The sequence below is a fragment of the Prauserella oleivorans genome (assembly GCF_042685745.1).
Classification (GTDB): Bacteria; Actinomycetota; Actinomycetes; order Mycobacteriales; family Pseudonocardiaceae; genus Prauserella_A; species Prauserella_A oleivorans.
In genome coordinates this window covers 2,516,351-2,540,171 of the sequence record NZ_JBHUNT010000001.1, presented here as the reverse complement: position 1 = coordinate 2,540,171, position 23,821 = coordinate 2,516,351, and the positions used below count along the sequence as shown (strand labels likewise).

General features: G+C 70.9%; 22 protein-coding genes. 6 read left to right on the top strand and 16 right to left on the bottom strand.

All coding sequences use genetic code 11. From position 1 onward, the window contains the following. Window positions 1-6 precede the first annotated feature (6 nt). Genes ACFSZT_RS12565 through ACFSZT_RS12555 form a run of 3 tightly spaced genes read right to left on the bottom strand, consistent with a single transcriptional unit; the run spans window position 7 to window position 3,155 of the window. The gene (locus ACFSZT_RS12565) at window positions 7-1,860 is read right to left on the bottom strand and encodes a hypothetical protein (RefSeq protein ID WP_377394300.1); all 1,854 of its coding nucleotides are present in this window, start codon (window positions 1,858-1,860) and stop codon (window positions 7-9) included. Between the two features lie 34 nt (window positions 1,861-1,894). Continuing rightward, entirely contained in the window at window positions 1,895-2,311 is a 417-nt protein-coding gene (locus ACFSZT_RS12560; RefSeq protein WP_377394302.1) for a hypothetical protein, read from the bottom strand. A gap of 13 nt (window positions 2,312-2,324) precedes the next feature. Further along, window positions 2,325-3,155: an ESX secretion-associated protein EspG gene (locus ACFSZT_RS12555; protein WP_377394304.1), complete on the bottom strand. Its 831-nt coding sequence runs from the start codon at window positions 3,153-3,155 to the stop codon at window positions 2,325-2,327. A 329-nt stretch (window positions 3,156-3,484) separates the two neighbouring features. Here ACFSZT_RS12555 and ACFSZT_RS12550 point away from each other — a divergent pair, with 329 nt between their 5' ends. The 3 genes from ACFSZT_RS12550 to ACFSZT_RS12540 are packed head-to-tail and all read left to right on the top strand — an operon-like array spanning window position 3,485 to window position 5,549. After that, window positions 3,485-3,997 carry a YbaB/EbfC family nucleoid-associated protein gene (locus ACFSZT_RS12550; protein ID WP_377394306.1) on the top strand — a complete coding sequence of 171 codons (513 nt, stop codon included), beginning with the start codon at window positions 3,485-3,487 and terminating at the stop codon, window positions 3,995-3,997. Next, window positions 3,994-4,299, top strand: a complete 306-nt coding sequence (locus ACFSZT_RS12545; RefSeq protein ID WP_377394308.1) for a type VII secretion target — start codon at window positions 3,994-3,996, stop codon at window positions 4,297-4,299. Before ACFSZT_RS12550 ends, ACFSZT_RS12545 begins: the two co-directional genes overlap by 4 nt. Then, entirely contained in the window at window positions 4,296-5,549 is a 1,254-nt protein-coding gene (locus ACFSZT_RS12540) for a WXG100 family type VII secretion target (RefSeq protein WP_377394310.1), read from the top strand. The genes ACFSZT_RS12545 and ACFSZT_RS12540 overlap by 4 nt, the downstream gene beginning before the upstream one ends. A gap of 13 nt (window positions 5,550-5,562) precedes the next feature. On the opposite strand, the gene ACFSZT_RS12535 is transcribed toward ACFSZT_RS12540, so the two are convergent. The 12 genes from ACFSZT_RS12535 to ACFSZT_RS12480 form a co-directional block, all read right to left on the bottom strand. Then, the gene (locus ACFSZT_RS12535; protein ID WP_377394312.1) at window positions 5,563-6,621 is read right to left on the bottom strand and encodes an NAD(P)H-dependent flavin oxidoreductase; all 1,059 of its coding nucleotides are present in this window, start codon (window positions 6,619-6,621) and stop codon (window positions 5,563-5,565) included. Then, the gene (locus ACFSZT_RS12530; RefSeq protein ID WP_377394314.1) at window positions 6,618-7,361 is read right to left on the bottom strand and encodes a CoA-transferase subunit beta; all 744 of its coding nucleotides are present in this window, start codon (window positions 7,359-7,361) and stop codon (window positions 6,618-6,620) included. The genes ACFSZT_RS12535 and ACFSZT_RS12530 overlap by 4 nt, the downstream gene beginning before the upstream one ends. Next, window positions 7,358-8,224, bottom strand: coding sequence for a CoA transferase subunit A (locus ACFSZT_RS12525; protein WP_377394316.1), 867 nt, complete (start codon window positions 8,222-8,224; stop codon window positions 7,358-7,360). The genes ACFSZT_RS12530 and ACFSZT_RS12525 overlap by 4 nt, the downstream gene beginning before the upstream one ends. Continuing rightward, on the bottom strand, window positions 8,224-8,973 hold the full coding sequence (locus ACFSZT_RS12520; RefSeq protein ID WP_377394318.1) for an enoyl-CoA hydratase family protein: 750 nt from the start codon (window positions 8,971-8,973) through the stop codon (window positions 8,224-8,226). The genes ACFSZT_RS12525 and ACFSZT_RS12520 overlap by 1 nt, the downstream gene beginning before the upstream one ends. Further along, the gene (locus ACFSZT_RS12515) at window positions 8,973-9,884 is read right to left on the bottom strand and encodes an SDR family oxidoreductase (protein ID WP_377394320.1); all 912 of its coding nucleotides are present in this window, start codon (window positions 9,882-9,884) and stop codon (window positions 8,973-8,975) included. Before ACFSZT_RS12515 ends, ACFSZT_RS12520 begins: the two co-directional genes overlap by 1 nt. Further along, a complete protein-coding gene (locus ACFSZT_RS12510; RefSeq protein ID WP_377394322.1) occupies window positions 9,877-10,653 on the bottom strand; it encodes an SDR family oxidoreductase in 777 nt (258 codons plus the stop codon). The genes ACFSZT_RS12515 and ACFSZT_RS12510 overlap by 8 nt, the downstream gene beginning before the upstream one ends. Window positions 10,654-10,727: 74 nt before the next feature. Continuing rightward, window positions 10,728-11,903: an acyl-CoA dehydrogenase family protein gene (locus ACFSZT_RS12505; RefSeq protein ID WP_377394324.1), complete on the bottom strand. Its 1,176-nt coding sequence runs from the start codon at window positions 11,901-11,903 to the stop codon at window positions 10,728-10,730. A 28-nt stretch (window positions 11,904-11,931) separates the two neighbouring features. Beyond that, window positions 11,932-12,576, bottom strand: coding sequence for an endonuclease (locus tag ACFSZT_RS12500; protein WP_377394326.1), 645 nt, complete (start codon window positions 12,574-12,576; stop codon window positions 11,932-11,934). 42 nt (window positions 12,577-12,618) lie between these two features. After that, window positions 12,619-13,389, bottom strand: a complete 771-nt coding sequence (locus tag ACFSZT_RS12495; protein WP_377394328.1) for a DeoR/GlpR family DNA-binding transcription regulator — start codon at window positions 13,387-13,389, stop codon at window positions 12,619-12,621. Between the two features lie 9 nt (window positions 13,390-13,398). Continuing rightward, entirely contained in the window at window positions 13,399-14,439 is a 1,041-nt protein-coding gene (gene pdxA / locus ACFSZT_RS12490; protein ID WP_377394330.1) for a 4-hydroxythreonine-4-phosphate dehydrogenase PdxA, read from the bottom strand. Next, window positions 14,436-15,695 (bottom strand): four-carbon acid sugar kinase family protein, encoded by a 1,260-nt coding sequence (locus tag ACFSZT_RS12485; protein ID WP_377394332.1) that lies wholly within the window; start codon window positions 15,693-15,695, stop codon window positions 14,436-14,438. The genes pdxA and ACFSZT_RS12485 overlap by 4 nt, the downstream gene beginning before the upstream one ends. Then, window positions 15,692-17,197, bottom strand: a complete 1,506-nt coding sequence (locus tag ACFSZT_RS12480; RefSeq protein ID WP_377394334.1) for a GntP family permease — start codon at window positions 17,195-17,197, stop codon at window positions 15,692-15,694. Before ACFSZT_RS12480 ends, ACFSZT_RS12485 begins: the two co-directional genes overlap by 4 nt. Window positions 17,198-17,457: 260 nt before the next feature. Here ACFSZT_RS12480 and ACFSZT_RS12475 point away from each other — a divergent pair, with 260 nt between their 5' ends. Then, the gene (locus ACFSZT_RS12475; protein ID WP_377394336.1) at window positions 17,458-19,266 is read left to right on the top strand and encodes an AMP-dependent synthetase/ligase; all 1,809 of its coding nucleotides are present in this window, start codon (window positions 17,458-17,460) and stop codon (window positions 19,264-19,266) included. Between the two features lie 46 nt (window positions 19,267-19,312). On the opposite strand, the gene ACFSZT_RS12470 is transcribed toward ACFSZT_RS12475, so the two are convergent. After that, window positions 19,313-20,212 carry an SDR family NAD(P)-dependent oxidoreductase gene (locus tag ACFSZT_RS12470; RefSeq protein WP_377394338.1) on the bottom strand — a complete coding sequence of 300 codons (900 nt, stop codon included), beginning with the start codon at window positions 20,210-20,212 and terminating at the stop codon, window positions 19,313-19,315. A 372-nt stretch (window positions 20,213-20,584) separates the two neighbouring features. Here ACFSZT_RS12470 and ACFSZT_RS12465 point away from each other — a divergent pair, with 372 nt between their 5' ends. Next, complete coding sequence (locus ACFSZT_RS12465) at window positions 20,585-21,775, top strand: MFS transporter (RefSeq protein WP_377394563.1); 1,191 nt, start codon at window positions 20,585-20,587, stop codon at window positions 21,773-21,775. An 833-nt stretch (window positions 21,776-22,608) separates the two neighbouring features. Then, the gene (locus tag ACFSZT_RS12460) at window positions 22,609-23,799 is read left to right on the top strand and encodes a GGDEF domain-containing protein (RefSeq protein WP_377394565.1); all 1,191 of its coding nucleotides are present in this window, start codon (window positions 22,609-22,611) and stop codon (window positions 23,797-23,799) included. Window positions 23,800-23,821: the final 22 nt, after the last annotated feature.

Below are 23,821 nucleotides of genomic sequence, written 5' to 3'. Positions count from 1 at the left end.
GCCGGCTCACTTCCAGTCCGCGTTCTTGTTGTTCTTCCAGTCGCCGATCACCGGCGGCGCGATCGGGGTCTCGCTGGCGAAGATGTCCTCGTCGTCGGAGAGGTACCCGGCGACGCGGTGCTCCGTGTCGTCCTCGCCCTTCTTACCGGCGCCCGCGGCAGGGACCATTCCGGGAGCCATCGCGCCCGGCATACCGCCGCGACCGCCCGGACCGGCCACGCCCGGGCCCGGCCCCATCGGCAGGCCCTCGCCGAGCGGCCCCTTGACCGCGCCGGTGCTCGCCCCACCGGAGACGCGGGAGCCGCCGCCTGCCGCGCCACCGCCACCCGCGAGGCCCGCGGCACCGCCCATACCGGCGGTGTTCGGCAACGCCCCGCCGAAAGAGCCACCACCGGAACCGGGACCGGGACCGCCACCGGCGAGCCGGTTGGCGATGCTGTCGCCGTTCACCCCGCCCGGCCAGCCGAGCTTGCCGGTCCCCGGGAGCGTGGGATCGGCCGGCGTGTACGACGAGGTCGTCGTGGAGTCGTCGACACCGGGCGGGTTGCCGAGGTCCGGCATCGGGACGCGCGACACGTTCGGCCCGTCCGAGGTGAAGCCGCTCGGGCCGTGGCCGGGGGTGGGTACGTCGGGGACGGGGATCGACGGCGGAACGCCCGGCAGGTCGCCGCCCGGCCCAGGGGTCGGGGCACTGAACGGGACACCCTGCCCCGGGCCGCCCGGCCCGGGCAGGCCCGGCATCGAGACCTGTGGGGCTCCATGGCCGGCATCGGCGGCCGGGAGTTCCGTGCCCGGCGACGCCGGGTCCGGATTCGACCCGCCACCGCCGAAGCCGCCGGCCCCGAGAGCTCCCGGCCCGTCGGCACCCGGCACGCCGCCGAGACCGGCCGCACCTCCGCCCGCAGCACCGTCGCCGCCCATCGTCACGGCCGGGTCCGGCATACCCGCGCCGGCGGCACCCGCACCACCCCCGGCAGGCGTCACCCGCCGCAGGCCCTGCGGCTGGACGTCCGCGAGCTTGGGCGGCGGCGAGAACAGCGGCAGGTCGGTGGCCGAACCGACCGTGTCGTCGAACTGCGTCATGATCCGCGCGGCCTGATCACGCGCGGCCTGCTGGGCCTGCATCGTCCGGATCATCTGCTGTGCCGTGGCCGCGTACGCGACGGGATCGGCGATCTGCTGCAGCGACGCGTTGGCCTCCGCCGCCGAGAAGTGCACGGGCGGGTTGGCGTCCATCTGCTTCTGGGTCTCGTTGAGCGTCTGCGAGTGGATCTGCTGCTGCCGACCGGTCAGCACGGCACCCTGCGCGGTCGTCCCCAGCCACTTGGCGACCTCGGCGAGATGCCGGCGCGCCGCGTCGCCTCCCTCGCCCTGCCAGTCGCCCATGCTGTCGTCGATCGCGTCGGCGATCGCGCGCTGATGCAGCGTGAGCTCGTTGCCCAGCCGGATCCATTCCTCGGAGGTCTCCGCGACGGCGGCCGAGTCGGCGTTGCTGGTGAGCGTGTCGATCATCTGCTCGTGCGACGCGTTGTGCCAGACCGTCCTGGGCGCCGCGCCCGGCTGCCGCAACTCGAGGCCCTGGTCCAATCCGGACTCCTCCCGCCAGATGTTGGCGGTGTACAGGGTCTGGATGATGGCGTCACGTTGTTTCTCGGTCAGTTCCGAGACACCCAGTGCCTCTTGCACATGCGCCGTGACCTCTGCCCGGATGTCGTCGCCGGATCGGGCGTGGTCCTCGATCGGCCCGACGTAGAACGGCGACGACGGGTCGACGGTCACGTCGTAGTGCGGGCTCTCCGGGTCGTACCGTTCACTGGTCGGATCCGATACGGCGCGGGTCAGCTCGGCGGGAGTGGACACGGTGCTCGCACCTCATTCAGGCGACATCGGATGGTCAGGACGTGGTGAACCGATCGAGCGTGCCCCGCGTGCTCGATTCGGTGTCGGCGTAACGGCGCTTGGCCTCGCGGATCGCTTCGACGTACTGGGGCAGTTCCTCGCGCGCCCGCTGGAGCTGGGTGAGAAGCCCACGGTCGTCGGACGCCGTGCGCACCGTGTGCTGGGCGACCCACTGGGCCGTCGGCGTCGTGCTCAGCGGAGGGTGGGCGCCGAGCTTCTCCAGAGTCGCCCAGCGTGCGTTCAGCGCGTCGATCATGTCCTCGAGCGCCTTGATCATCCGGTCGCCGGTGGTCTCGTCCACCCTGAAACCACCGTTGTCGACCAGCTGCTTCAGCTCGGCACCGCTGAGCATCCGCGTGCTCGCCCGTACCGTCTCCTCGGCCGTCTCGGTGCCGGCCTGCTGCTCGCTCATCGTTCACTCCGGGTCAATAGGCTTGGGAAACCAGCTCTCGAATGGCGTGTGCCACGTCGGCGTGGTCTGCGGGTTCGTAGCGCGCGACGAACTCGCCCCGGGCCTCGGTGGTATGGACCAGATACCGGCCCTCTCCGGTGTCGAGCCAACTCAGGGACAGTGGAGTGGAGCGCTCACCAAGCCCCGTGACGACGATCTGGCCACCGCCGAGGCGCTCGCCCGCCAGCACGCGCGACAACCGCTCGTGGTCGGTTTCCCCGCTACCGCGCGATTTCCGCGGCGGGTTCACCATGCCGACAACCTCGATGTTGCCGAACGCGCTCGTCTCTTCCTCGTCGTGCGCGCGCTCGGCGGCCCTGCGGGCCGTGAGCGCGGATCGGTACTCGGTGGCGCTCTGCCGCACGGTCGCCTCGGGCCCGGGCGCCCGTCCCATGACCGGCAGGACACCCGCGAGGATGTCGACCAGGTCGTCGTCGGAGAACAACGAGAACAGCAGCTCGTCGACCCCGCCGTGCTGCGTGATTCCCAGTGCCTGCGCGCCATCGGTGAGGGCCAGCACGGCGATCTCGCAGCCGCGCCCGTCGATTCCGCTGATCGACACCACGACGCGCTGACTCGAGAAGAGCTCGAACGCCGTGCTCACCTGGGGATGCAGCTTTCCGCCCACGAGAAGTCGACGTTTCGCGAGCTCGCCGCTGACGAGCGTCGTCAACTTCACCAGCCGTACGGGGTCGGTGGTCGTGTTGCGAAAGCGCAGCGGAAAGCGCCGCACATCCACGCCGAGAGCCTGACCGATGACACTCGCCTCGACGCTGCCCAGCACGAAATCGAAGCTACCGGACACGTTGGTGGAGGCCGCCTTTCCGGAAGAGATGCCGCGTACTCGCCTCGCAGGGGAGGTTAGCAGTTGATCTTGTGAGCGGGGCAGAGATGGCCGGACCCGGCTCGATTTCGCTCATCTGAGCACGGATCCGGGTGAATCCGGACGTTGTCTGGACCGCGCGACGGCGGAGGTACTAGGTTGGGCGCCCTGGCACCGTCGCCTCCTCATTGGACACCGTCCGCCGCCGAGGCGCGGGCCCACTTCACCGGCCGTGCTCCTGCGCGCCAGGCGTTGTTCGAGCAGGCGCGGCGAGGTACGCAGTACAAGCGGGGAACAGCAAGGAGCTGGGTGTGCATCCCAATTTGAGGCCGGGCGAGGACTTTCAGCATTTCCTCGAACGGCAGGCCGCCGAGATGCAGCAACAGGCGGCGGCGTTGACGGACGCGTTCGCCGAGGCGGGCGCGACGGTGACCTCACGGGACGGGTCCGTCACCGTGACGCTGGCCGCGAACGGCGCGCTGCGCGACCTGCGCCTCGGCAACCGGGCCTGCGAGCTCGGCCCGGCGCGGCTCACGGCGGCGATCATGGCGACGGTCGGCCAGGCCCAGCGGCAGACGGCCCGCAGCGTGTTCAGCTCGCTGGAGGCCATCACGGGTGGCGGAGAGTCGGTCGAGTTGGTCAAGAGCTTCCTGCCACCGGAACCCGACGACGGCGATGCGGCCGCGAACACGTTCGCCGAGGCACCCGAGCTTCCGGACGCTCCCCCGCCGCCACCCCAGGCGATCACCCCGCAGGCCCCGACGGCACCCCGGCGCAGGCCCGCACCCCGCGACGACGAGGAAGACGAGGCGAACCCCTGGTGACCGACATCAAGGTCAAGTCCGCACCGCTGACCGACTTCAGCAAGCACCTCGACGACCTGGGCGAGAAGCTGCGGTCGAGCGGCTCCGTCGTCGGCCACTGTGTGCTGGACATCGGCTTGTTCGGCCTGGTGGGCCAGGCCTTCGGCGCGGGCGCCAGCATCCACTGCGACAAGGCTCGCGATCAGCTCGAGTCCTATGCGGGGACGCTCGGCGAGTTCGCCGACCGGCTCCGCGATGCGGCGAGGCGGTACGAGGACAGCGACAACGACGCGGAAGTCTCGATCTCGAGGTTCACACCATGAGCGACTACCAGCCGGGCGACGTCGGCCTCCACGACCCGAAGGATCTGGTCGAGGGGGAGACCGGCTTCGCCGGCGCGGGCATCATCGACGCGGGCGCAGGCCTGGCGAGCGCCATCCAGGAGAACGACAAGGTCGCGATCGGAATCGGGTCGGCAGGCCTGGCGCTCGAGACGCTCGGACTCGCCCTCGACCCGATCGGCAGCGTGCTGACCGCGGGGATCGGCTGGCTCATCGAGCACATCTCGATTCTGCGCTGGCCATTGGACTTCATGATGGGCGACCCGGTCGGCATCGCCGCGGCCACGGACGCCATCAAGGCCGAGCAGGAGAAGCTGGCGGACTGGTCACGGGAGCACACGGCGGCGCTCGAGAAGCTGATGGCGGAGTGGTCGGGTGACGCGGCCGAGCAGTTCCGCAAGGACATGGAGGCCGTCGGCGAGCAACTCGGCCTCCTCGGCGACTACGTCGCATCGGCGGCGAAGCAGATGGAGGTCGCGGGAGGCCTGGTCGGGGCGTTCCGCGGCATCATCCGTGACTTCATCGCGATGCTTCTGGCCGGCATCATCAAGGGCGCGCTGATCGCCGCGGCGCTGGCACCGGTCACGTTCGGTGCGTCGATCGCGGTCTTCATCGGCACCGCCATCGGCACCGTCGCGACCGCACTCGGCAAGATCGGCGCACAGATCGCGGAACTGACCAGGCTGCTCGCCAAGCAACTGGCCAGCCTGAAGAGTCTCGGCCAGGCCGGTGACGAGTTCACCGCGCAGGCGGGCAAGTTCGGCGGCGCCGGTGGTGGGAATACCGCGGCGAAGCCGGGCGGTGACTCAGCGCCACCCGGCCCGAAGCCGGGCGCAGGCGATCCCCCGCCGCCCGGCAAGCCGGATCAGAACCAGGCCGACTGGAACCCCGAGTCCAGGTTGGACCCGCACGCGAAACCGCTGTCGGACAAGGCCACGGCCATCGTCCGGGAGAAGCTGATCGAGGAGCTGTACAAGAAGCTGGGCAACAATCCCGCCTTCACGCCCGCGGCCCGCGAGGAGATCCTGCGGAAGTTCGACATGATCAGCAATCTCTCGGTGGCACAGCTCGGCAAGGTCATGGGCCCGGAGAACGCGCACCGGTTCGAGGCCGTCGTCAAGACCCTGACCGACCCGATGTACGGCGCGCGTGGGCTCACGGGCAAGACGCTCGTGGACATCATCAAGGGCGTGCCACAGAACGCGCAGCCGGACAGCGGCGACGAGGAATGACGGCGCGGGCCGGTCAGCCCCGGGGCAGCCGGGCCAGGCACTCCCGAGCCTGGCTGACCGTCCGCTCCACCAGTTCCGCCACGGTCGGGAGGTCGTCGATGAGGCCGACCACCTGACCGGACGCCAGCACCCCGGCGTCGGTCCGTCCCTCGACGAGCCCGGCGCGCAACAACATGGGTGTGTTCGCCGCCATGATCACCTGGCTCCACGACAGCTCGTTGCCGTGCTTCATCGCCAGCCCCTCGCGCACCATCGCGGGCAGCGACAGGCCCGTGAGTGCGCGGAACCGCAGGGCGTTCCGGACCGCCCGCACCAGACCCGTCACCCGGCCCGCGGATTCCAGCCGGTCGACCAGGTCGGTGCGCAACACCCGGTGGGGCAGTCCGTCGACGCGCCGCGTCACCACCGTCGCGGAAACCGACTGCGCGAGGTAGTAACGCTTCACCTCGTCCGGCACCGTGCTGTCCTTGGTCAGCAGGAACCGCGTGCCCATGGCGACCCCGGCCGCCCCGTAGGCCAGCGCTGCCGCGAGTCCACGACCATCGTGGAACCCGCCCGCGGCCACGACGGGGATGTCGACGGCATCGAGCACGGACGGCAGCAGCAGCGTGGTGGGCACGGCACCGGTGTGCCCACCGCCCTCGCCGCCTTGGACGATCACGGCGTCGGCGCCCCACGACGCCACCTTCTCCGCGTGCCGCACGGCGCCGACGGACGGGATCACCAGCACCCCGTGGTCGTGCAGCTTCGCGATCATCTCCTCGCGCGGTGCCAGCGCGAACGACGCCACCCGCACGTCCTCGGCGATGAGCAGGTCGACGCGCCTGCCCGCGTCCTCGGCGTCCGCGCGCAGATTCACCCCGAAAGGCTTGTCCGTACGCTTCTTCACCTCGGCGATCGCGGCGGCCAGCTCGTCGTAGGTCATCGTCGCCGACGCCAGGATGCCGAGCCCGCCGGCCTCGGCCGTCGCCGAGACGAGACGCGGCCCGGCGACCCAGCCCATCCCGGTCTGCACGATCGGGTACCGCACGCCGGCCAGCCTGGTGAGCGCCGTGTCGAGCGGCGCGGTCACGACGGCATTTCCCGGTCCCGCAACGAGCCGGGATCGAGGACCTCCCGGATCAGACGCAGCTCCTCCGCGGTCGGCAACCGCGTGACGCCTGCATCCGCCACGTCCAGCTCGAACGACGTGGCCTCCTCGATGTCGGCCACGTCGACGCCCGGATGCGCCGACACGAGCCGCATCCGGTGATCGGGCCCGCCGAAGTCGAACACGCCGAGGTTCGTGACCACCCGGTGCACGTCGTGAAACCGCTGCGCCGCGGGCCCGGCCTTGGCGGCGTTGTCATAGCCGACGCCGGACACGATGTCGACCGACTCCACGAACACACGCCTGCTGTGCCTCGGCACCCAGTAGCTCGTCCGGTGGTTCACGGTGTTGCCCGGCGCGCCCCGGACCCCCAGCAGCTGCTTGGCCGGACGCGCGTGGTCACCGATCGCGGAGATGTTCTGGTTGCCGTAGCGGTCGATCTGGTTGGCACCCATCACGACGTGCCGCCGCCCGTGCGGAACGATCGTGTCGAGCATCTTCCGGAACGGCTGCCACCCCTCGATCACCGGCTTGCCGCCCGTGTTCGCCAGCAGGTAGGCCTCGCCGTCGGAGAGCAGCAGCTCCGGCTCGAACGTCAGCCGGGCGAGCTTGGCACCCAGCGATGGAATGAACCCCATCGGGCTCGCCACGATCTCGCCGTCACCCCGGAACAACTCCGCGACCGCGACCACCGCGACCTCGGCCCTAGTCACCTCGCTCATGCGGTCTCCTCTTCCGCGAAGCGGCACACCTCGGCCTGGTACCGCTGCTCGTCCCCGGACAGGAAACGATCCACAAAGGACTGCCATCGGTCCGGATCCTTCGCGCAGTCCGCGTAGTGCCGCTGGAACCGTTCGTCGCGTCCGTAGTCGGGGACGGCCGTGGTGAAATGCGCGCCGCCCGGAGCCTCGACGACACCGTCCACAGCGGACCGATTCAGCAGCAGGGTCTGCACCGGGCCCTCGGCGGTCAGCTGCTCGGTCGGCACGACCTTCTCCACCGACACGAACCGCCGCTTGGCCGCCAGGCAGAACACATCGTCGAAGTACGGATCCGGGCCGAGGTACTGGGCGTTGCCGCGCGCGTCGGCCCGGTTCAGGTGGACGAATGCGACGTCGAGTGGCTGCGCGGGCACGGCCACCAGCTCCTCGCCGTCGGCGTAGGGCGAGCGGACCGTGCGCAGACGAGGGTTGAGCCGCAGTACGTCCGACCCGAGCCCGGCGCGGGTCGGCAGGAACGGCAACCGTTGGGCCGCCGCCGACAGCGCGGCGGCGAACATGCCCTCGTCGTACTCGATGACCTCGACCTGGCCCGTCTCCCGGACGCGCCCGAACCACGGGTCGAACGGGATGGAGTCGAGCGTGACGAAGCCGAACACGACCTTGCGTACCTTGCCCGCCGAGGCCAGCAGCCCGACGTCCGGGCCGCCGTAGGACACCACCGTCAGGTCCTTCACGGGCGAGCGCAGGATCGCGCGCACCAGCGCCATCGGCTTGCGCCGCGAACCCCAGCCGCCGATGCCGATGGTCATGCCGTCGCGAAGCTCGGCCACCGCGTCATCCGCGGTCGTCCGCTTGTCCCTCATCAACGTCCTTTCCCGTCGAGGAACGCCTGCCGGGCCTCGTCGGAGGCGCCCAGCAGGTTCAGCTCGAAGGTGAATCCCTGCTCGAAGCGGTAGCTGCGGTGTACGTCCTGGGGATCGATGCCGTTGAGCGCCTCCTTGGCCGCGCGGATCACCCGGGTGTCCTTCGTGGCGATGTCCCGCGCCACGTCCAGGGCCGCGTCGTCGAGGGCGTCCCGCGGCACGACCCGGTACACCGAGCCGAACGTGTGCAGTTCGGCTGCGGTCACCGTCCGCGCCGTGAAGTACAGGGTCCGCATGAGGTGCGGCGGGACGAGCCGCGCCAGGTGGGTCGCCGCCCCGAGCGCGCCGCGTTCCACCTCGGGCACGCCGAACGTGGCGTCGTCGGAGGCCACCACGACGTCGGCGTTGCCGACCAGCCCGATGCCGCCGCCGAGGCAGAATCCGTGCACGGCGGCCACCACCGGCACCGCGCAGTCGTAGACCGCGCCGAACGCCGCGTAACAGCCTCGGTTGGCGCCGACCAGCGCCTCGTATCCGCCGGCCGCCTGGATCTCCTTGATGTCGACGCCCGCGTTGAACCCGCGCCCCTCGGCGCGCAGCACCACCACGTGCACCTCGGGATCGGCGCCCGCCGAGCGCACCGCGTCGGCGAGGTCGAACCAGCCGCGCACGGTGAGCGCGTTGACGGGAGGGCAGTCGACCGTGACGACCTGGATGCCGTCCTCGGCCCGTTCGCTCGTGATCGGCATCAGTTCGCTCCGTAGACGGGTTCGGGGGCGGGCGCTTTCGCGAGCAGGTCCGCGACGACGGGTCCCAGCTCAGCCGGGTGCCAGCGGGCACCCTTGTCGGCTTCGGGGCCGTGCCGCCACGCCTGCGCGAGCGCCACCTTGCCGCCCTCGACCTCGAACACGCGGCCGGTCACGTCCGCCGACTCCGTGCTGCCGAGCCACACGACGAGCGGCGAGACGTTTTCCGGTGCCATCGCGTCGAAACCGGCGTCCGGCCGGGCCATCGTGTCGGCGAAGACCTCCTCGGTCATCCGCGTCCGCGCGGAGGGGGCGATGGCGTTCACCGTCACGCCATAGCGGGCCAGTTCGGCCGCGGCCACCACCGTCAGGGCCGCGATGCCCGCCTTGGCGGCCGAGTAGTTCGCCTGGCCGACACTGCCGAGCAGCCCGGCACCGGAACTGGTGTTGATGACCCTCGCCTCGGGCGTCCGGCCGGCCTTGCTCTCCGCGCGCCAGTGCGCGGCCGCGTGCCGCAGGGGAGCGAAGTGGCCCTTGAGGTGCACCCGAATCACCGCGTCCCACTCGTCCTCGCCGAGGTTGACCAGCATCCGGTCGCGCACGAAACCCGCGTTGTTGACCAGCACGTCGAGCCTGCCGAAGTTCTCCAGCGCCGTGCCGACGAGCCTGCGCGCGCCCTCGAAGTCGGCGACGTCGTCGGTGTTGGCGACCGCCTTGCCGCCGCGCTCCTCGATCTCCGCGACCACGTCGGCGGCCGGTCCCTCGCCCGTGCGCGAGCCGTCGAGTGCCACGCCGACGTCGTTCACCACCACCAGTGCGCCCTCATCGGCGAACGCCAGCGCGTGCGCCCGGCCGATGCCGCGTCCGGCTCCGGTGACGATGACGACCCTGTCCCGGCACAAGCCACTACCCATGCGTACTCCCGTGATCGGCGTCCGCGGCGGCGAGGAACGCCGGGACCTCGCCACCGCCGTGGACGAGCAGCGTGGCCCCGGAGACGTACGAGGCGAGGGGAGACGCCAGAAAGACCGCGCAGTCGCCGATCTCCTCGGGTTCGGCGAGCCGGCCGAGCGGAACCGTCTTGGCGACCGCGGCGACGCCGGCCTCGCTGCCGTAGTGCAGGTGCGCGCCCTCCGTGCGCACCATGCCGACGGCGAGTCCGTTGACCCGCACCTTCGGCGCCCACTCGACGGCCAGGCTCGCGGTGAGGTTGTCCAGGCCGGCTTTGGCGGCTCCGTACGCGGCGGTGCCCGGCGACGGCCGGCGCCCGCTCACGCTGCTGATCATGACGATCGAGCCGCCCGAGTCCTGGCGCTGCATGACGGCGTTGGCCTCCTGGGCCACGAGCAGCGGCGCCAGCAGGTTGAGCTGGACGATCTTGTCGTGGAATCTCGGCGACGCCTCGGCGGCGGATGCGTACGGCGAGCCGCCCGCGTTGTTCACCACGACGTCCAGACGACCGTGCCGGTCGAGAACGCGTTCCATCAGCGCCCGCACCTGTCCGGGGTGACGGACGTCGCAGCGCACGAACTCGGCGGCCGGGTGCTCCGGCTCGGTCCGGGCGCAGGTGACCACGGTGGCGCCGTGGTTCTGGAACGCCGAGGCGATACCGGCGCCGACGCCCCGGACGCCACCGGTCACCAGCACGACGGCGCCGTCCTGCCGTAGGTGTCGGCCTGCCACGGCCACCTCCACTCCTCGCCTGCCCTCAAAAACTAGAACACGTTCTCGAATTGGACAAGCGTGGAGCGACGGGGCTACACGAACGCGCTCAGCCCGGTGATGGCGCGCCCGACGATCAGGCTGTTGATCTCCCTGGTGCCCTCGTAGGAGTAGAGCGCCTCGGCGTCGGCGACGAACCGCCCGATGTCGTAGTCGAGCACGATGCCGTTGCCCGCGAGCAGCTCACGGGCCCAGCCGACCACCTCCCGCATCCGGCTCGTGCAGTGCGCCTTGGCCAGCGCCGAGTGCTCGTCGCGGTAGGTCCCCTCGTCCTGCAGCTGGGCCAGCCGCACGACCATGCCCAGCGACGACGTGACGTTGCCGAGCATGCGCACCAGCAGGTCCTGCACCAGCTGGAACCTGCCGATGGGCCGACCGAACTGCTCGCGCTTCCTCGCGTAGTCGAGCGCGATCTCGTAGGCCGCCAGCATCACCCCGACGGCCTGCCACGCGACACCGCTGCGGGTCGCCCGCAGGATGCCGGCCGTGTCGCGGAACGACCGCGCGTTCTGCAGCCGGTTCGCCTCGGGCACGCGGCAGTTGTCGAGCACGAGGTCGGCGTTCTCCACCGATCGCAGCGCGATCTTGCGCTCGATCTTCGTCGCCGTGAATCCGGGGGTGCCGCGCTCCACCACGAATCCCTTGACCTGGCCGTCGAGTTCGTCCTTCGCCCAGACCACCACCAGATCGGCGAAGGTGGCGTTGCCGATCCACCGTTTGGCGCCGGTGAGCACCCAGTCGTCGCCGTCGCGCACGGCCGTGGTCCGCATCCCGCCCGCCACGTCCGAACCGCCCTCGGGCTCGGTGAGGGCGAACGCCCCGATCTGCTCCATCCGGCTCATCGGCGGCAGCCAGCGGTCCCGTTGCTCATCGGACCCACACGAGGCGATGCTGCCCATCGCCAGGCCGGTGTGCACGCCGTAGAACGTCGCCACGGACGCGTCGGTGTGCGCCATCTCGAGCGCGAGGAACCCGCTGAGCAAGCTGCTCGGCCTCGGCCCCGGCGCGCCCGGGTAGGCGCGGCCCGCGAGGCCCAGCTCGGCGTAGCCCTTCACGACCTCGGTGGGGAACTCGGCCCGGGCCCAGTACTCGTTGGCGATCGGCGCGACCTGGGTGCGCAGGAACTCGCGGACCCGCCCCAGCGTCCGGCGCTCCTCGTCGTCGAGCAGCTCTTCGAAGCGGTAGAAGTCACCCGTCAGCAGTTCGGACATCCCCGTGGACTACCCGCGGGCGCGGTGGTCAGTCCCGCACCCGCGCGGCGAGCTTCTTGTCGAGGCTGACCCGGACCAGTGCCGCGCTGAGCCGCGCGAGATCGTCCGGCCGCACGAGCCCGGCGAGCTCGTCGGCGTCCTCCGGCAGCCCCACCGCCGCCGCGCCCTGAAGCGCCTTGCGGTCGAGGTAGGGCCGCAGTTCCGGCCACACCTCCTGCGCCTCGCGGCAGAATATGTCCGCCCCCACGGCGCCGAGACGCGGCAGCTCACACAGGTGTTTGCGCAGCGCGCCGACGTCACCGTCCGCGCGGGACCGCATCCGCCGCACGTCGCCGCCGTAGTCGTCCAGCAACAGCTGCGCACCCTCACCGAGTGCGGTCGCCGTGCTCTCGTCGTAGCGCACGTAGTGGGCGCGGCCGAGGGCGTCCACCCGCTCCTGCCACGACGCCTCAAGCATGCGCCGTGGCGTGCCGAACCCGGCCCGCACCAGCTCCTTCGCGGCGGCGACGGCGATGTCGGCCTTGATCCGCGTGGACAGCAGCACCGACAGCACCAGCAGCCGGTAGAGCGGCGCGGGCTTGTCCGCCAGCCGGATGCCGGCCTCGTGCGCGTACGTGGTCCCGGCGGCCTCCAGCAGCCGCTCGACCGTGTCGCGGGTCGTCGTGTCGGCCATATCGCCGGACTACCCGCACCGCGCGTCCGGCACGCCCGCCGCTCAGACCTCGAGTACCGAGCAGTGCGCGCTCGCCGTGAACGGCACCAGCGCCTCCGGAGCACCGGCGTCGACCACGATCGTGTACTCCCGGTCCATCGGCGCCCAGTACGCGAACGGGGAGCTGCCCAGCTTCGAGTGATCGACCAGCACGTACGCCTCGCGGCCCGCGTGCAGCATCATGTGCTTGAGCTGCGCCTGTTCCAGCGTGGGCGCGCACAGGCCGCGGTCGGCGGTCAGCCCGTCCGCGCCGAGGAAGACCCGGTCCGGGGTGATGTGCCGCAGCTGCTGCTCGACCGTCGGGCCGAGGATCGCCTCGTTCGGGTACCGTAGCCTGCCGCCGAGCACCACCACGTCGATCTCCGGACTGTCCGCCAGCGCGAGCAGGACCGTGAGCCCGTTGGTGACCACGGTCAGCCCGCACCGGTCCGCCAGGTGGTGAGCCAGCCGCCCGGTGGTGGTGCCCGCGTCGAGCAGGACGACCTCGCCGTCCTGGACGAGCTCGGCCGCCGCGCGCGCCACCGCGTTCTTCTCCTCGGCGTGCACGGCGTCCTTCTCGCGCAGGGTGCGCTCGACGCTCGGCCCGGCATCGAGCGCACCCCCATAGGTCCGCACCACGTGGCCTTCGCGGGCGAGCTCGGCGAGGTCGCGCCGGATGGTCGACGACGAGACACCGAACCGCTCGGCGAGCCGCTGGATGTTGCTGTCCCCGCCGCGCACCGCGGCGAGCAGCATCGTCCGTCGCTGGGTGGTCGTCTGCCGCGGAACGGTCACGGCCGAACTCTACGACGCGGCGGGCGGGTAGACGACGCGCAGCTTGCCCGCGAACGGCGCCAGCTCGACGGCCGCCCGGAACGCCGCCCGCATCGTGCCCGCATCGGCCCGGCCGGTGCCGGCGATGTCGAACGCGGTGCCGTGATCGACCGAGGTGCGCAGGATCGGCAGACCCACCGTCACCGACACCGTCCCGTGGAAGTCGACGGTCTTGGAGGCGATGTGGCCCTGGTCGTGGTAGAGCGACAGCACGCCGTCGAACCGGCCCTCGAGCCCCTGGTGGAACACCGAGTCCGCGGGGATCGGCCCGACCACGTCGAGGCCGTCGGCGCGTGCCGCCTCCACGGCAGGAGCGATCGCGACGATCTCCTCGTCGCCGAACTTGCCTCCTTCGCCGCCGTGCGGGTTCAGCGCGGCCACGGCCAGCTTCGGCTCCCGGGTGCCGAACACCTCCAGCGCCGTGTACGCCTCGCGAACGGCATGCTCGATGTTCGGCTTGGTGATCTTGTCCAGTGCCTCCCGCAGCGACAGGTGCCGGGTGGCGAAGAAGATCTTGAGCCCGCGGACCCAGAACATGGTGTTGAACCGGTTCGAGCCGGTGAGCTCGCCCAGCATCTCGGTGTGGCCCAGGTGCTTCGACCCGGCCGCCCAGATGGCCTCCTTGTTGATCGGCGAGGTGACGATGCCGTCGACCTCACCCGCCAGCGCGGCCTTGGTGGCGGCCTCGATCGCCGCCACGGCGGCCTTGCCCGCCACCCCGTCCACGGTGCCCCACGGCAGGTCGGCGGGTGCGATACCGAGGTCGAGGATGTCGATGACACCGGGCTCGTAGCGCGCTTGCGACACCGAGGAGACGGCGTTGACCTCGGCGTCGAGCCCGCAGACCTCGATGGCCCTCCGCAGGACGGCGGCGTCGCCCACGGCCAGCGGCCGGGCCTGCGCGGTCGCCTCGGGTTCGGCGAGCGTGCGTGCGGTGATCTCCGGGCCGATGCCCACGGGGTCTCCGAGGGTGACCGCCAGGACGGGCCGGTCGGTGGAGGTAGAGGTCACGACGTTCCTTTCTCTCGTTGCGCGATGACTCTCAGCAGGTGCTCGACACACGCGACGGCGGCGGTACGGTCGCCGATCAGCCCGCCCTTCGTGGCGAAGGGCAGGCCGTCGTGCGGGCCTCCCACGAGCCTGCCCGCGACGGCGAGCGGCAGCACCTCGGTGTCGATGGCGAAGCCGTCACTGGCGAGTGCCGCCGTGACGGCCTCCGCGATGTCGCCGCCCGTGGCGTAGAGCCCGCCGACGCGGTGCTGTGCGGCCACGCGCGCGGCGGCCTCCGCGAGGATCGCCGGAATGCGTTCCGCCGTCGTGGGGTCGACCCGCTCTCCCGGCGCGGGAAGGCAGGTGCGGATGCCGACCACGCGGCCGCCCTCGTCGAGCAGGCCGGCGGTCCGCCGGGCGATCGCGCCGGGGTCGAGCCCGTCCAGCGCCACGTCGACGAACCGCGCGCGCAGCACCTGTTCCAGTTCGAGCACCTGGTCGCGGGTGGTGGCGGTGATGCTGCCGACCACCGCCAGCGCCGGCGGCAACGGATGCGGTCCGCTGCCGATGCCGAGTGCGGTCGCGAGCAGCACCGCGAACGGTCCACTGTCGACGGACACCCAGTGCGTCCCCTGTCGTCGCCGGACCGCCGCCGCTGCCTCGGCGATGGTGCCCAGATGCGCGTTGGTCGTCGCATCGCAGACGACGAGCGGTTCCACCGTGCCGGCGAGCCGCTCCGCGACAGCGTCCACACCGGACTCCACCACGTCGAGCGGAATCTCGGTGACGGCGCGGTCGGTACCCTCTTGCAGGATCGTCGCGACCCTCGAGTGCGCGACCGGGGTCAGCGGGTCGCGCGCCGCGGACGTCTCCGCGAGCGGAGTGCCGTCGACGAGGTGGAGTCCGCCCACCGTGGTGCGACCCGCCTCGGGAAAGGCGGGCACGACCAGGGCGCGGGTGCCCGGTTCGGCGAGCTCGAGCACCGCATCGACCTCCGCGCCGACATTGCCCCGCAACGTGGTGTCGACGCGTTTGGCCAGCAACTCGACCGGGCCGACCGCGTCGACGGCCCGCCGCACCGCGGCCCGCGCCCACGCGGCCGGGCGCTGCCGGCTGCCGCAGTTGATCACCACCACGTCGGCGCCCTTCGCGCACTCCACGCGCTCGACGCCGGTGACCGAGACGGTCCGCAGCCCGGTGCGGGCGAACCGGGCACCGGTCGCGTTGCTGCCGGTGAGGTCGTCACCGATCACGAGCACCTGGGCCTGCACCGTCACAGCACCGCACCCGCGAGCAGCACGAGCGGCAGCGAGCCCAGCCAGGCCGCCGTGGTGATCCCGGACCAGCCGCGAATCGCCGCCGCGCCGTCCAGACCGGTGAAGCGGGTGACGACCCAGAAGTAGGAGTCGTTGAAGTAGCTGAACACCATCGATCCCGCGCAGCACGCGAGCGCGGCGGCCAGTGGCGAGATGCCGAGTCCCGCGACGAGCGGCGCGGTGACCGACGCCGCCGTGATCATCGCGACCGTGCCGGATCCCTGGGCTAGCCGGACGAGCGTGGCGACGAGGAACGGCACGAGCACGCCGGGCAGGTTCCACGACGCGATGGTCTCGGCGAGCTCCTCACCGACACCGGTGTCCCGCAGCACTTGGCCGAACGCCCCACCGGCCCCGGTGATGAGGATGATGAGTCCCGCCGACGACGCGGCCTGCGACAGCCAGTTCGCCACCTGGTTGCGGGTCGTCATCCGCGGCAGCAGCACGTACACGGCGAGCACCAGGCCGATCAGCAGCGCCACGACCGGGCTGCCGAGGAACGACAGCACACCCGCGACGGGCGAGGGCTCGTAGTCGTCCCCGCTGAGCACGCCCTGGGCGCTGCGGTCGACGGCCTCGGCCACGGTGTTGGCCACGATGAGCAGCAGCGGCACGACGAGCGGCAGCGAAGCCACCCACGCCGACAGCCGGCGTGGCCGCCAGCCGGCTTCGGAACCGCCCTCGTCCGGCGTGGTCGTGTCCGTGGCGCTCTCGTCGTTCCCGGCGTCCCCGGCACCGTCGTCGCCCGCACCGGCCGAGCCTGTCGAACCCGTCGAGCCTGTGGTGGCAACGGCACTGCGGGAGGCCGAGTCGCCGTACACCTCCGCGCGGACGTTGGGCAGGACCTGGCTCTCCAGCTTCGGACCGATCCACCGGGCGTACGCGACGATGACGGGCAGCAGGACGATCGCGAAGACGAGCCCGCCCAGGATCAGGCCGCCTACATCGGCCGACAGGATGCCCGCGACACCGAGGGGCCCCGGGGTCGGCGGCACCAGGTGGTGGGTCAGGGTCATGCCGCAGCCCAGTGCGAGTGCCAAGGTGACGTAACCGGCCTTGGCCCGGCGCGCGATCGACCTGGCGAGCGGGTTCATGATGACGTAGCCGGAGTCGCAGAACACCGGGATGGAGACGAGCGCGCCCGTGCCGGCCATCGCCCACGGTTCGCGCCCCTTGCCGAGCGCCCGGACGAACGCCTTCGCGAGCGCGTCGGCGGCCCCGGAGACCTCGAGGATCTTGCCGACGCCGACACCGAGTCCGATGACGATGCCGATGGCGCCCATCGTCGACCCGAAGCCCTCGGTGATCGAGTCCAGGATGCCGGTCACCGGTAGGCCGGCGACGAATCCGGCCAGCAGCGCAGCGACGAGCAGCGCGACGAACGCGTCGAGCCGCGTGCGCAACACGATCAGCACGATCGCGGCGATCCCTAGTACCAGGGCAGCCAGTAACTGGAGATCCACGGTGATCCTCCTCGGCAGGTGAACGACGTGGCCATCATGCACACAGAAGATGCGCAAATCAAGCAGTTGACGAGATCAAGTTGCACAGACCACGCATCTTGCGAATCCGAACAAGCGGGTCTTCCGACACCTGTTGCGCGTGACGCGGACCACATAGGGTGAGGCATCCGCAGAAGGTCAGGCCGAGGAGGACAGAGTTGTCGTCGCCATCCGTGTCATCACCCGCACCCACGTCCTCACCGTCCGCGCAGGAACCGGCGGTGGACCCGACGACCGCCACGATCCCCGCACTCCTGCGGCGCAACGCCGCCGAGTTCGGTGGCCTCCCCGCGATCACGTCACTTGACGTCGAGGGCGCACCGACACTCACCTGGGCCGAGCTGTGCGAGCAGGTCGCCGCGTTCTCCCGCGGGCTCGCCGACCTCGGGCTGCGCGCGGGCCAGCGCATGATCATCATGGCGCCCAGCCGTCCCGAGCATCTGATCGCCGATCTCGCCGCGGCGAGCTTGGCCGCCATCCCCTGCACGGCGTACTCGACCCTGAGCAGCGAGCAGGTCTCCTACGTCGTCAACCACAGCGCGGCTCCGATCGCCGTGCTCGCCGGCCCGGACGAACTCGCCCGCTGGCAGCCGGTGCTCGACGGAATGCCGAACCTGGAGCGGATCGTCATGTTCGACGCCGCCGCCATGCCGGACGGCGACGAGCGGTTCGTCAGCTACGCCGACGTGCTCGAACGCGGAGCCGTCCTGCACGCGGCCGAACCGCACGCGTTCGAGCGCGGCATCGCGGAGATCCGCCCGGACGACCCACTTGCCATGATCTACACCTCGGGCACCACCGGCGTGCCGAAGGGCGTCGTGGTCTCCCACCGCAACGCCGTCCACGAGGCGGTGGCGATGCAGACGCTGCACAACGCGCCGAAGCACCTCACCAACATCGCCTACCTGCCGTTGGCGCACATCGCCGAGCGCGTGCTGTCGATCTACCTGCCGATCGTCCACGCCGGGCACGTGCACACGCTCGACGATCCGGCCGACATCATCACCGCGCTCGGCCGGGTCCGCCCGCAGATGTTCTTCGGCGTGCCACGCGTGTGGGAGAAGATGGCGGCCGGCCTGAAGAACATGCTCGCCGGCGTGCCCGAGGAGAAGCGCACCGCCCTGGTACAGGCCAACGAGCTGCTGCAGCAGGGCTACAAACTGCGCAGCACGGGCCAGGAGGTGCCCGCCGACCTCGCGGCGAAGATCGAGGAGGCCGACCGCACTGTCCTCGCGCCGGTCCGTCAGCTGCTGGGCCTCGACCAGATCGTCCTCGCCTCCAGCGGTGCCGCCGCACTGCCCGTCGAGGTGCTGTACTTCATCGCCGGGCTCGGCATCGAGATCCAGGAGGTGTGGGGCCTGTCCGAGACCACCGGCGCCGCGACGTCCAACTGCGCGTCCGCGTTCAAGGCGGGCACCGTCGGCCGCCCGATCGCCGACGTCGAGGTGCGCCTTGCGGACGACGGAGAGCTCCTCGTCCGCGGGCCGATCGTCTTCCTCGGTTACCTCCAGGAGGACGGCTCGATCGAACCGGCGACGGACACCGACGGCTGGTTCGCGACCGGCGACATCGGCACGATCGACGAGGACGGCTTCGTCTCGATCACCGACCGCAAGAAGGAACTCATCATCACCGCCGGCGGCAAGAACATCGCCCCGACCCGGATCGAGGGGCTGCTCAAGGAGCATCCGCTCATCGGGCAGGCGGTCGCGATCGGGGACAGCAGGCCGTACGTCACCGCGCTGATCGTGCTCGACGACGAGATCGCCCCCGCGTGGGCGTCCGCGAAGGGCATCGAGGCCGCCGACGTCGCCACGCTCGCCGAGCACCCCGAGGTCCGGGCCGAGATCGACCGTGCCGTGCAGGCCGCCAACGACCGGCTCGCACGGGTGGAGCAGGTGAAGCGGTATCGCGTGCTCACCACCGCGTGGAGCCCGGAGTCGGGCGAGCTGACCCCGACGTTGAAACTCAAGCGCCGGGTCATCACCGAGCGCTACGGCGCCGACATCAACGCCCTCTACGAGGTGTGAGCCGGTACGCGGAGGGGCGCTCGGCCGGGCGCCGCTGCGCAGCCGCTCAGGCGCTGCGCAGCGGCGCACCCTCCATCCACTTGCGCAGCCGCGGCGGCACCCGCTTCTCGAGCCCGTACGGCTCGAGGTGGGCGCTGAAGACCTCGTCGAACGCGCGCTGCACGCTGTCGGAGTCCCACACGTCGCGTTCGAGGATCGGCTGCTTGAGATACGGCTGGCCGACGATGTGCAGCTGCGGGCCGTTGCACCGGACCAGCTGCCCGGTGATGCCCCGCGAGCCGTCACCGAGCAGGAACAGCACCAGTGGCGCGATCCGGCCCGGCGTGCGGTCCGGCGGGCAGTTGCGCAGGGAGCGTTCCGACTTCCACACCATCCGGGTGTGCGCGAGCGGGCAGACGGCATTGACCCGGATGCCGGCCTCCTCCATGTCCAGTGCCCAGGAGTAGGTCAGCGACGCGACGGCGCCCTTGCTGGCCGCGTAGGCACCGAGCTTGCGCTGGCCCAGCGACGCCCCGGACGAGATGTTGACGATCGAGCCGCCACGGCCGTGCTCGATCATGGCCTGGGCCGCGGCCATCCCGGTGTAGACGACACCGAGCACGTTGGTCTCGATGAGGGCCCGCACCCGCGCCGGGTCGTCCTGCCACGGCAGCGCCTCGTAGTTGAGCCCCGCGTTGTTCACCAGCCCGTCGACGGAGCCGAACTCCCCCGCGCACAGCTCGATGATCGCCTTCGCCTGGTCCGGGTCCGCGACGTCGTGCCCGCTGGCCACCGCGCGCCCCTCGTGTGCCCGGATGTTCGCCGCGGTCGCCTCGGCGAGCTCGGCGTCGATGTCGTTCACCACCACGGCGGCGCCCGCTCGCGCCGCGTGCACGGCGAAGGCCTCCCCGAGACCCCGCCCCGCACCTGTCACCACCACGGCCTTGCCGTCGAGCAGCCTGTCCATCGTCGTCCCTCCCAACCGCCGGCACCGGCGCGAGCCCGGTCCCCGACCTCACCGGCTGCCTCCAGTCTTTCGCCCCGATGGCGCCATCGAGGCGGACGGCTCGCCCAACGGTGTCCGGACGGCGCCGAGCGCGCACCAGGTGATAGGCCGCGGGTAACTGCCGCGCTGACCCCACGGCGGCCGTGGTCACGTTCCGTTCACCCGTACTTTGGTAGGCGGACGAACGGCCCAAGCCGCACAGCCGTTGGTCCGATCCGGGCAACGTTTCCTGTTCCCCTGCGCGTAGCGGAGGGGATACTTACCGTTGTCCCGAACGGGGAGTAGTCGAACGAACACAAGGTGACACGCGTGAGTACCGGCACGGCTCCGCGGATGAGCATGGCGATCCGCAACCGGGAGTTCCGTGCGCTCTGGCTCGCGGAGATGCAGTCGGTCGCGGGCGATCACCTCACCACCGTGGCGCTGTCGATCATGGTGTTCCACCGCACCGGTTCGGCGCTGTGGTCGGCGGTGGTCTACGCCTTGACGTTCCTGCCCGCGCTGGCGGGCGGCCTCGGTCTCGCGCAGATCGCCGACCGGTTCCCCCGGCGGACCGTGCTGGTCACGTGCGCGCTGCTGCAGGCGGTGCTCGTCGGCGGCATGGCGATCCCGGGAACTCCGCTCGCGCTGCTGTGCGTGCTCGTGGTGCTGGTGCGGCTGGTCGGCGCTCCGGTCAACGCCGCGCAGAACGCGCTCACGCGCGAGGTGTTCACCGACGACGACGTCTACCTCCGCAGCCAGGATCTGCGTGGCATCACCACGAACATCGCGATGCTGGGCGGGCTCGCGGGCGGCGGCCTGCTCGTGACGGCGTTCGGCACGTCCTGGGCGCTGGCGATCGACGCGGTGACGTTCGTCGTGACCGCCGTGGTCGTCCGTGTCCGCGTGCACCGCCGCCCCGCAGCAGGGGATCCGGAGGACCCGTGGTTCCGCGCGACGCGCTGGGTGTTCGCCCGGCGCAGGCTGCGAGTGCTGCTCGCGTTCTCGTGGCTCGTCGGCCTCGCGGTGGTGCCCGAAGGACTCGCGGCTCCGCTCGCCCACCAGATCGGGGCGCCGGACGAAGCCGTCGGCTGGTTGCTCGCCGCCGACCCCGTGGGGTTCATCGTCGGCGCGTTCCTGCTGTCCCGGTTCGTCTCAGCGGAGGGACGGCGCCGCTATCTCGGCGTCCTGGCGATCGCGGCGAGTGCCGTGCTCGTGCTGTTCGCACTGGAGCCGAGCCTGCCGGTCGCCCTCGTCGTGCTCGCGCTGGCCGGTGCCGCGGGCGCCTACATCATCACGGTGGGTGCCACCTTCATCACGTGGGTGCCGAACGACCTGCGTGGTGGTGCGGGAGGTCTGTACCGCACCGGGCTCCGGGTCGCTCAGGGCATCGGTGTCGCGATCGGCGGTGTGCTGGCGGAGGTGGTCGGATCCGCCACTTCGGCGATCGCGCTCGCCGGACTCGCGGGTGTGGTGCTCACCGTGCCGGTCGCGGTCTCGTGGGCACGCGTCCGGCATGAGCCGGCTGTCTCGGAAAACGGATGAGGAAAATCAGAAGTCCCGGCCGAACCGCATGTCGTCCCTCCTTCACGAACACGAAAACGAATCCTGCGTGACGATGTACTCACGTTCGCTCGAGCGAACTCAGAAATCACGACCGGTCATCGGTGTATACCTCTCTGTTCGGTCGACTGCTTCTCGACGACGGCAATGGGAGGACGACTCAGAAGTCACGGCCTGCCACGGTGCACCTCCTCGGCGACGGCGGGAACGAATCCACTCGGCTCGACACAGCGTGTTTCAGAAATCACGACCGGTCACGGTTTTGCCTCCTTTACGTGCGGTACCAACAGAGTTCATGTACCCGGAACATCAGAAATCGCGGCCGGCCATGCCTGCACCTCCATTGCGAGCGGAAACAACCAACATGTGTTTGTTCTAGATCAGAAGTCACGGCCAGACAAGGGAGAACACCTCCGATCGCCTCGAACCGAGGCCCGGACGGCCTCATCGCCCGGAACCCGGCGTCCTCGCCTCCGCAACGGTTCCGGCGTGGTGGGATGATACCTGGTGTGGCAGCGAGTTCCCTTGCCGCGCAGCCTCGGCAGAGGGGACTTCACTACCAGGACGAACAGCTTGGGGAGGTTTGGCGAGTGCCGCTCACGCCTCGGGATCGGCCGCCACCTGCCCCTCCGACGCCAGGTGGCCATCGGCGCACGGGTGCACCCGGCTCCGGCCGGACGGAGCACTCCACGCCGCCGGACGCCGGTGCCGCGCCCACGGCCGGACGGCCCCGCGAGGGACGCCGGTCGGCCAGGTTGCCGCGGAACTGGGCTCTGTGGCGCAGGCCCCGGAAGTTCATCGCGTTCCTGATCCTGATGGAGCTGGTGTCGATCGCCGGCTTCGTCGTCGCGTTCTCGGGTGCGGCGACGCCGACCGCCTCGGATTGGCTCGAGTTCGGCATTCTCACCGCGGGTGCGACCGTCCATATCCAACTCACCCAGCGCCAGGAGGAACGCAGGCGCAACCGGTCCAAGACCGTCCTCATCGACCTGATCGCGGTGTGGGTCTTCCCCGCCGTGCTGGTACTTCCGGCGACACTCGCCGTGCTGGTCGTGGTGGTGATCCGGGTCCAACGCTGGTTCACGGCCCGCCGCCCGGCACACAACTTCGTCTACTCGTCCATTTCGCACAGTCTGGCGGCGGCGCTGGCGAATGTCGTCTACGTCGCGCTGGATCCGGTCGACTGGCACGACATCACCGCGCTGAGCTCACTGCGGGAGTTCGCGCTCGTGCTCGTCGCGGCAGCGGTGTACGAGGGCGTGCAGGTGATCTACGTCGGCGGCATTCTCGCGCTGAGCGAGCCGCATCCCACCGTGCGCGGCGTGCTCGGCAGCAAGGCCGACAACCTGCTGGAGGCGATCACCACCGGACTCGGCGCCGTCACCGCGGTCCTGCTCGTCACCATGCCGCCGACCGTCGCGATCATGGCCGTGGTGACCGTCGTCTTCAACCGGCTCGCCGAGCTCGACCAGCTGCAGGACGACGTCGTCACCGACCCCAAGACTGGGCTTTTGAACATGCGCGGCTGGTCGGAATCGGCGCAACGGGCGCTGAGCCGGGTGCACCGCGCCGAGGGCCGGCTGGCCGTGCTCATGATCGACCTCGACTACTTCAAGTGGATCAATGACACCTTCGGCCATCCGGCCGGTGACGACGTGCTCGCCTCGATCGCCGCGGCGCTGCGCGATGTCACCCGGCCGGCCGACATCGTCGGGCGGTTCGGCGGCGAGGAATTCCTCGTGCTCCTGCCCGACGCCGACGGCCCGGCCGCGGAGGTCGCCGCGGAACGCATCCGGCGGACGATCGCGGCCCTGCACATCGACACCACCGACAAACGCGGCGCCCAGACCACCATCACCGAACGCACGACCTCCATCGGCGTCGCCGTCTACCCGGACCACGCCGCCACGCTCGACGGCCTCATGCAGGCCGCCGACGCCGCCGTGTACGAGGCGAAGGAACACGGCCGGAACCAGGTGCGCTTCGCGGCGCGGCCCGACCAGTAGCCTGTGCCCCACCGAACATCCG

Excerpts from the sequence above, each read along its gene's own strand:
- ACFSZT_RS12560 (WP_377394302.1), bottom strand. The coding sequence starts at position 2,311 with ATGAGCGAGCAGCAGGCCGGCACCGAGACGGCCGAGGAGACGGTACGG.
- ACFSZT_RS12540 (WP_377394310.1), top strand. The coding sequence starts at position 4,296 with ATGAGCGACTACCAGCCGGGCGACGTCGGCCTCCACGACCCGAAGGAT.
- ACFSZT_RS12530 (WP_377394314.1), bottom strand. The coding sequence starts at position 7,361 with ATGAGCGAGGTGACTAGGGCCGAGGTCGCGGTGGTCGCGGTCGCGGAG.
- ACFSZT_RS12525 (WP_377394316.1), bottom strand. The coding sequence starts at position 8,224 with ATGAGGGACAAGCGGACGACCGCGGATGACGCGGTGGCCGAGCTTCGC.
- ACFSZT_RS12520 (WP_377394318.1), bottom strand. The coding sequence starts at position 8,973 with ATGCCGATCACGAGCGAACGGGCCGAGGACGGCATCCAGGTCGTCACG.
- ACFSZT_RS12515 (WP_377394320.1), bottom strand. The coding sequence starts at position 9,884 with ATGGGTAGTGGCTTGTGCCGGGACAGGGTCGTCATCGTCACCGGAGCC.
- ACFSZT_RS12505 (WP_377394324.1), bottom strand. The coding sequence starts at position 11,903 with ATGTCCGAACTGCTGACGGGTGACTTCTACCGCTTCGAAGAGCTGCTC.
- ACFSZT_RS12500 (WP_377394326.1), bottom strand. The coding sequence starts at position 12,576 with ATGGCCGACACGACGACCCGCGACACGGTCGAGCGGCTGCTGGAGGCC.
- ACFSZT_RS12470 (WP_377394338.1), bottom strand. The coding sequence starts at position 20,212 with ATGGACAGGCTGCTCGACGGCAAGGCCGTGGTGGTGACAGGTGCGGGG.
- ACFSZT_RS12465 (WP_377394563.1), top strand. The coding sequence starts at position 20,585 with ATGAGCATGGCGATCCGCAACCGGGAGTTCCGTGCGCTCTGGCTCGCG.
- ACFSZT_RS12460 (WP_377394565.1), top strand. The coding sequence starts at position 22,609 with ATGGAGCTGGTGTCGATCGCCGGCTTCGTCGTCGCGTTCTCGGGTGCG.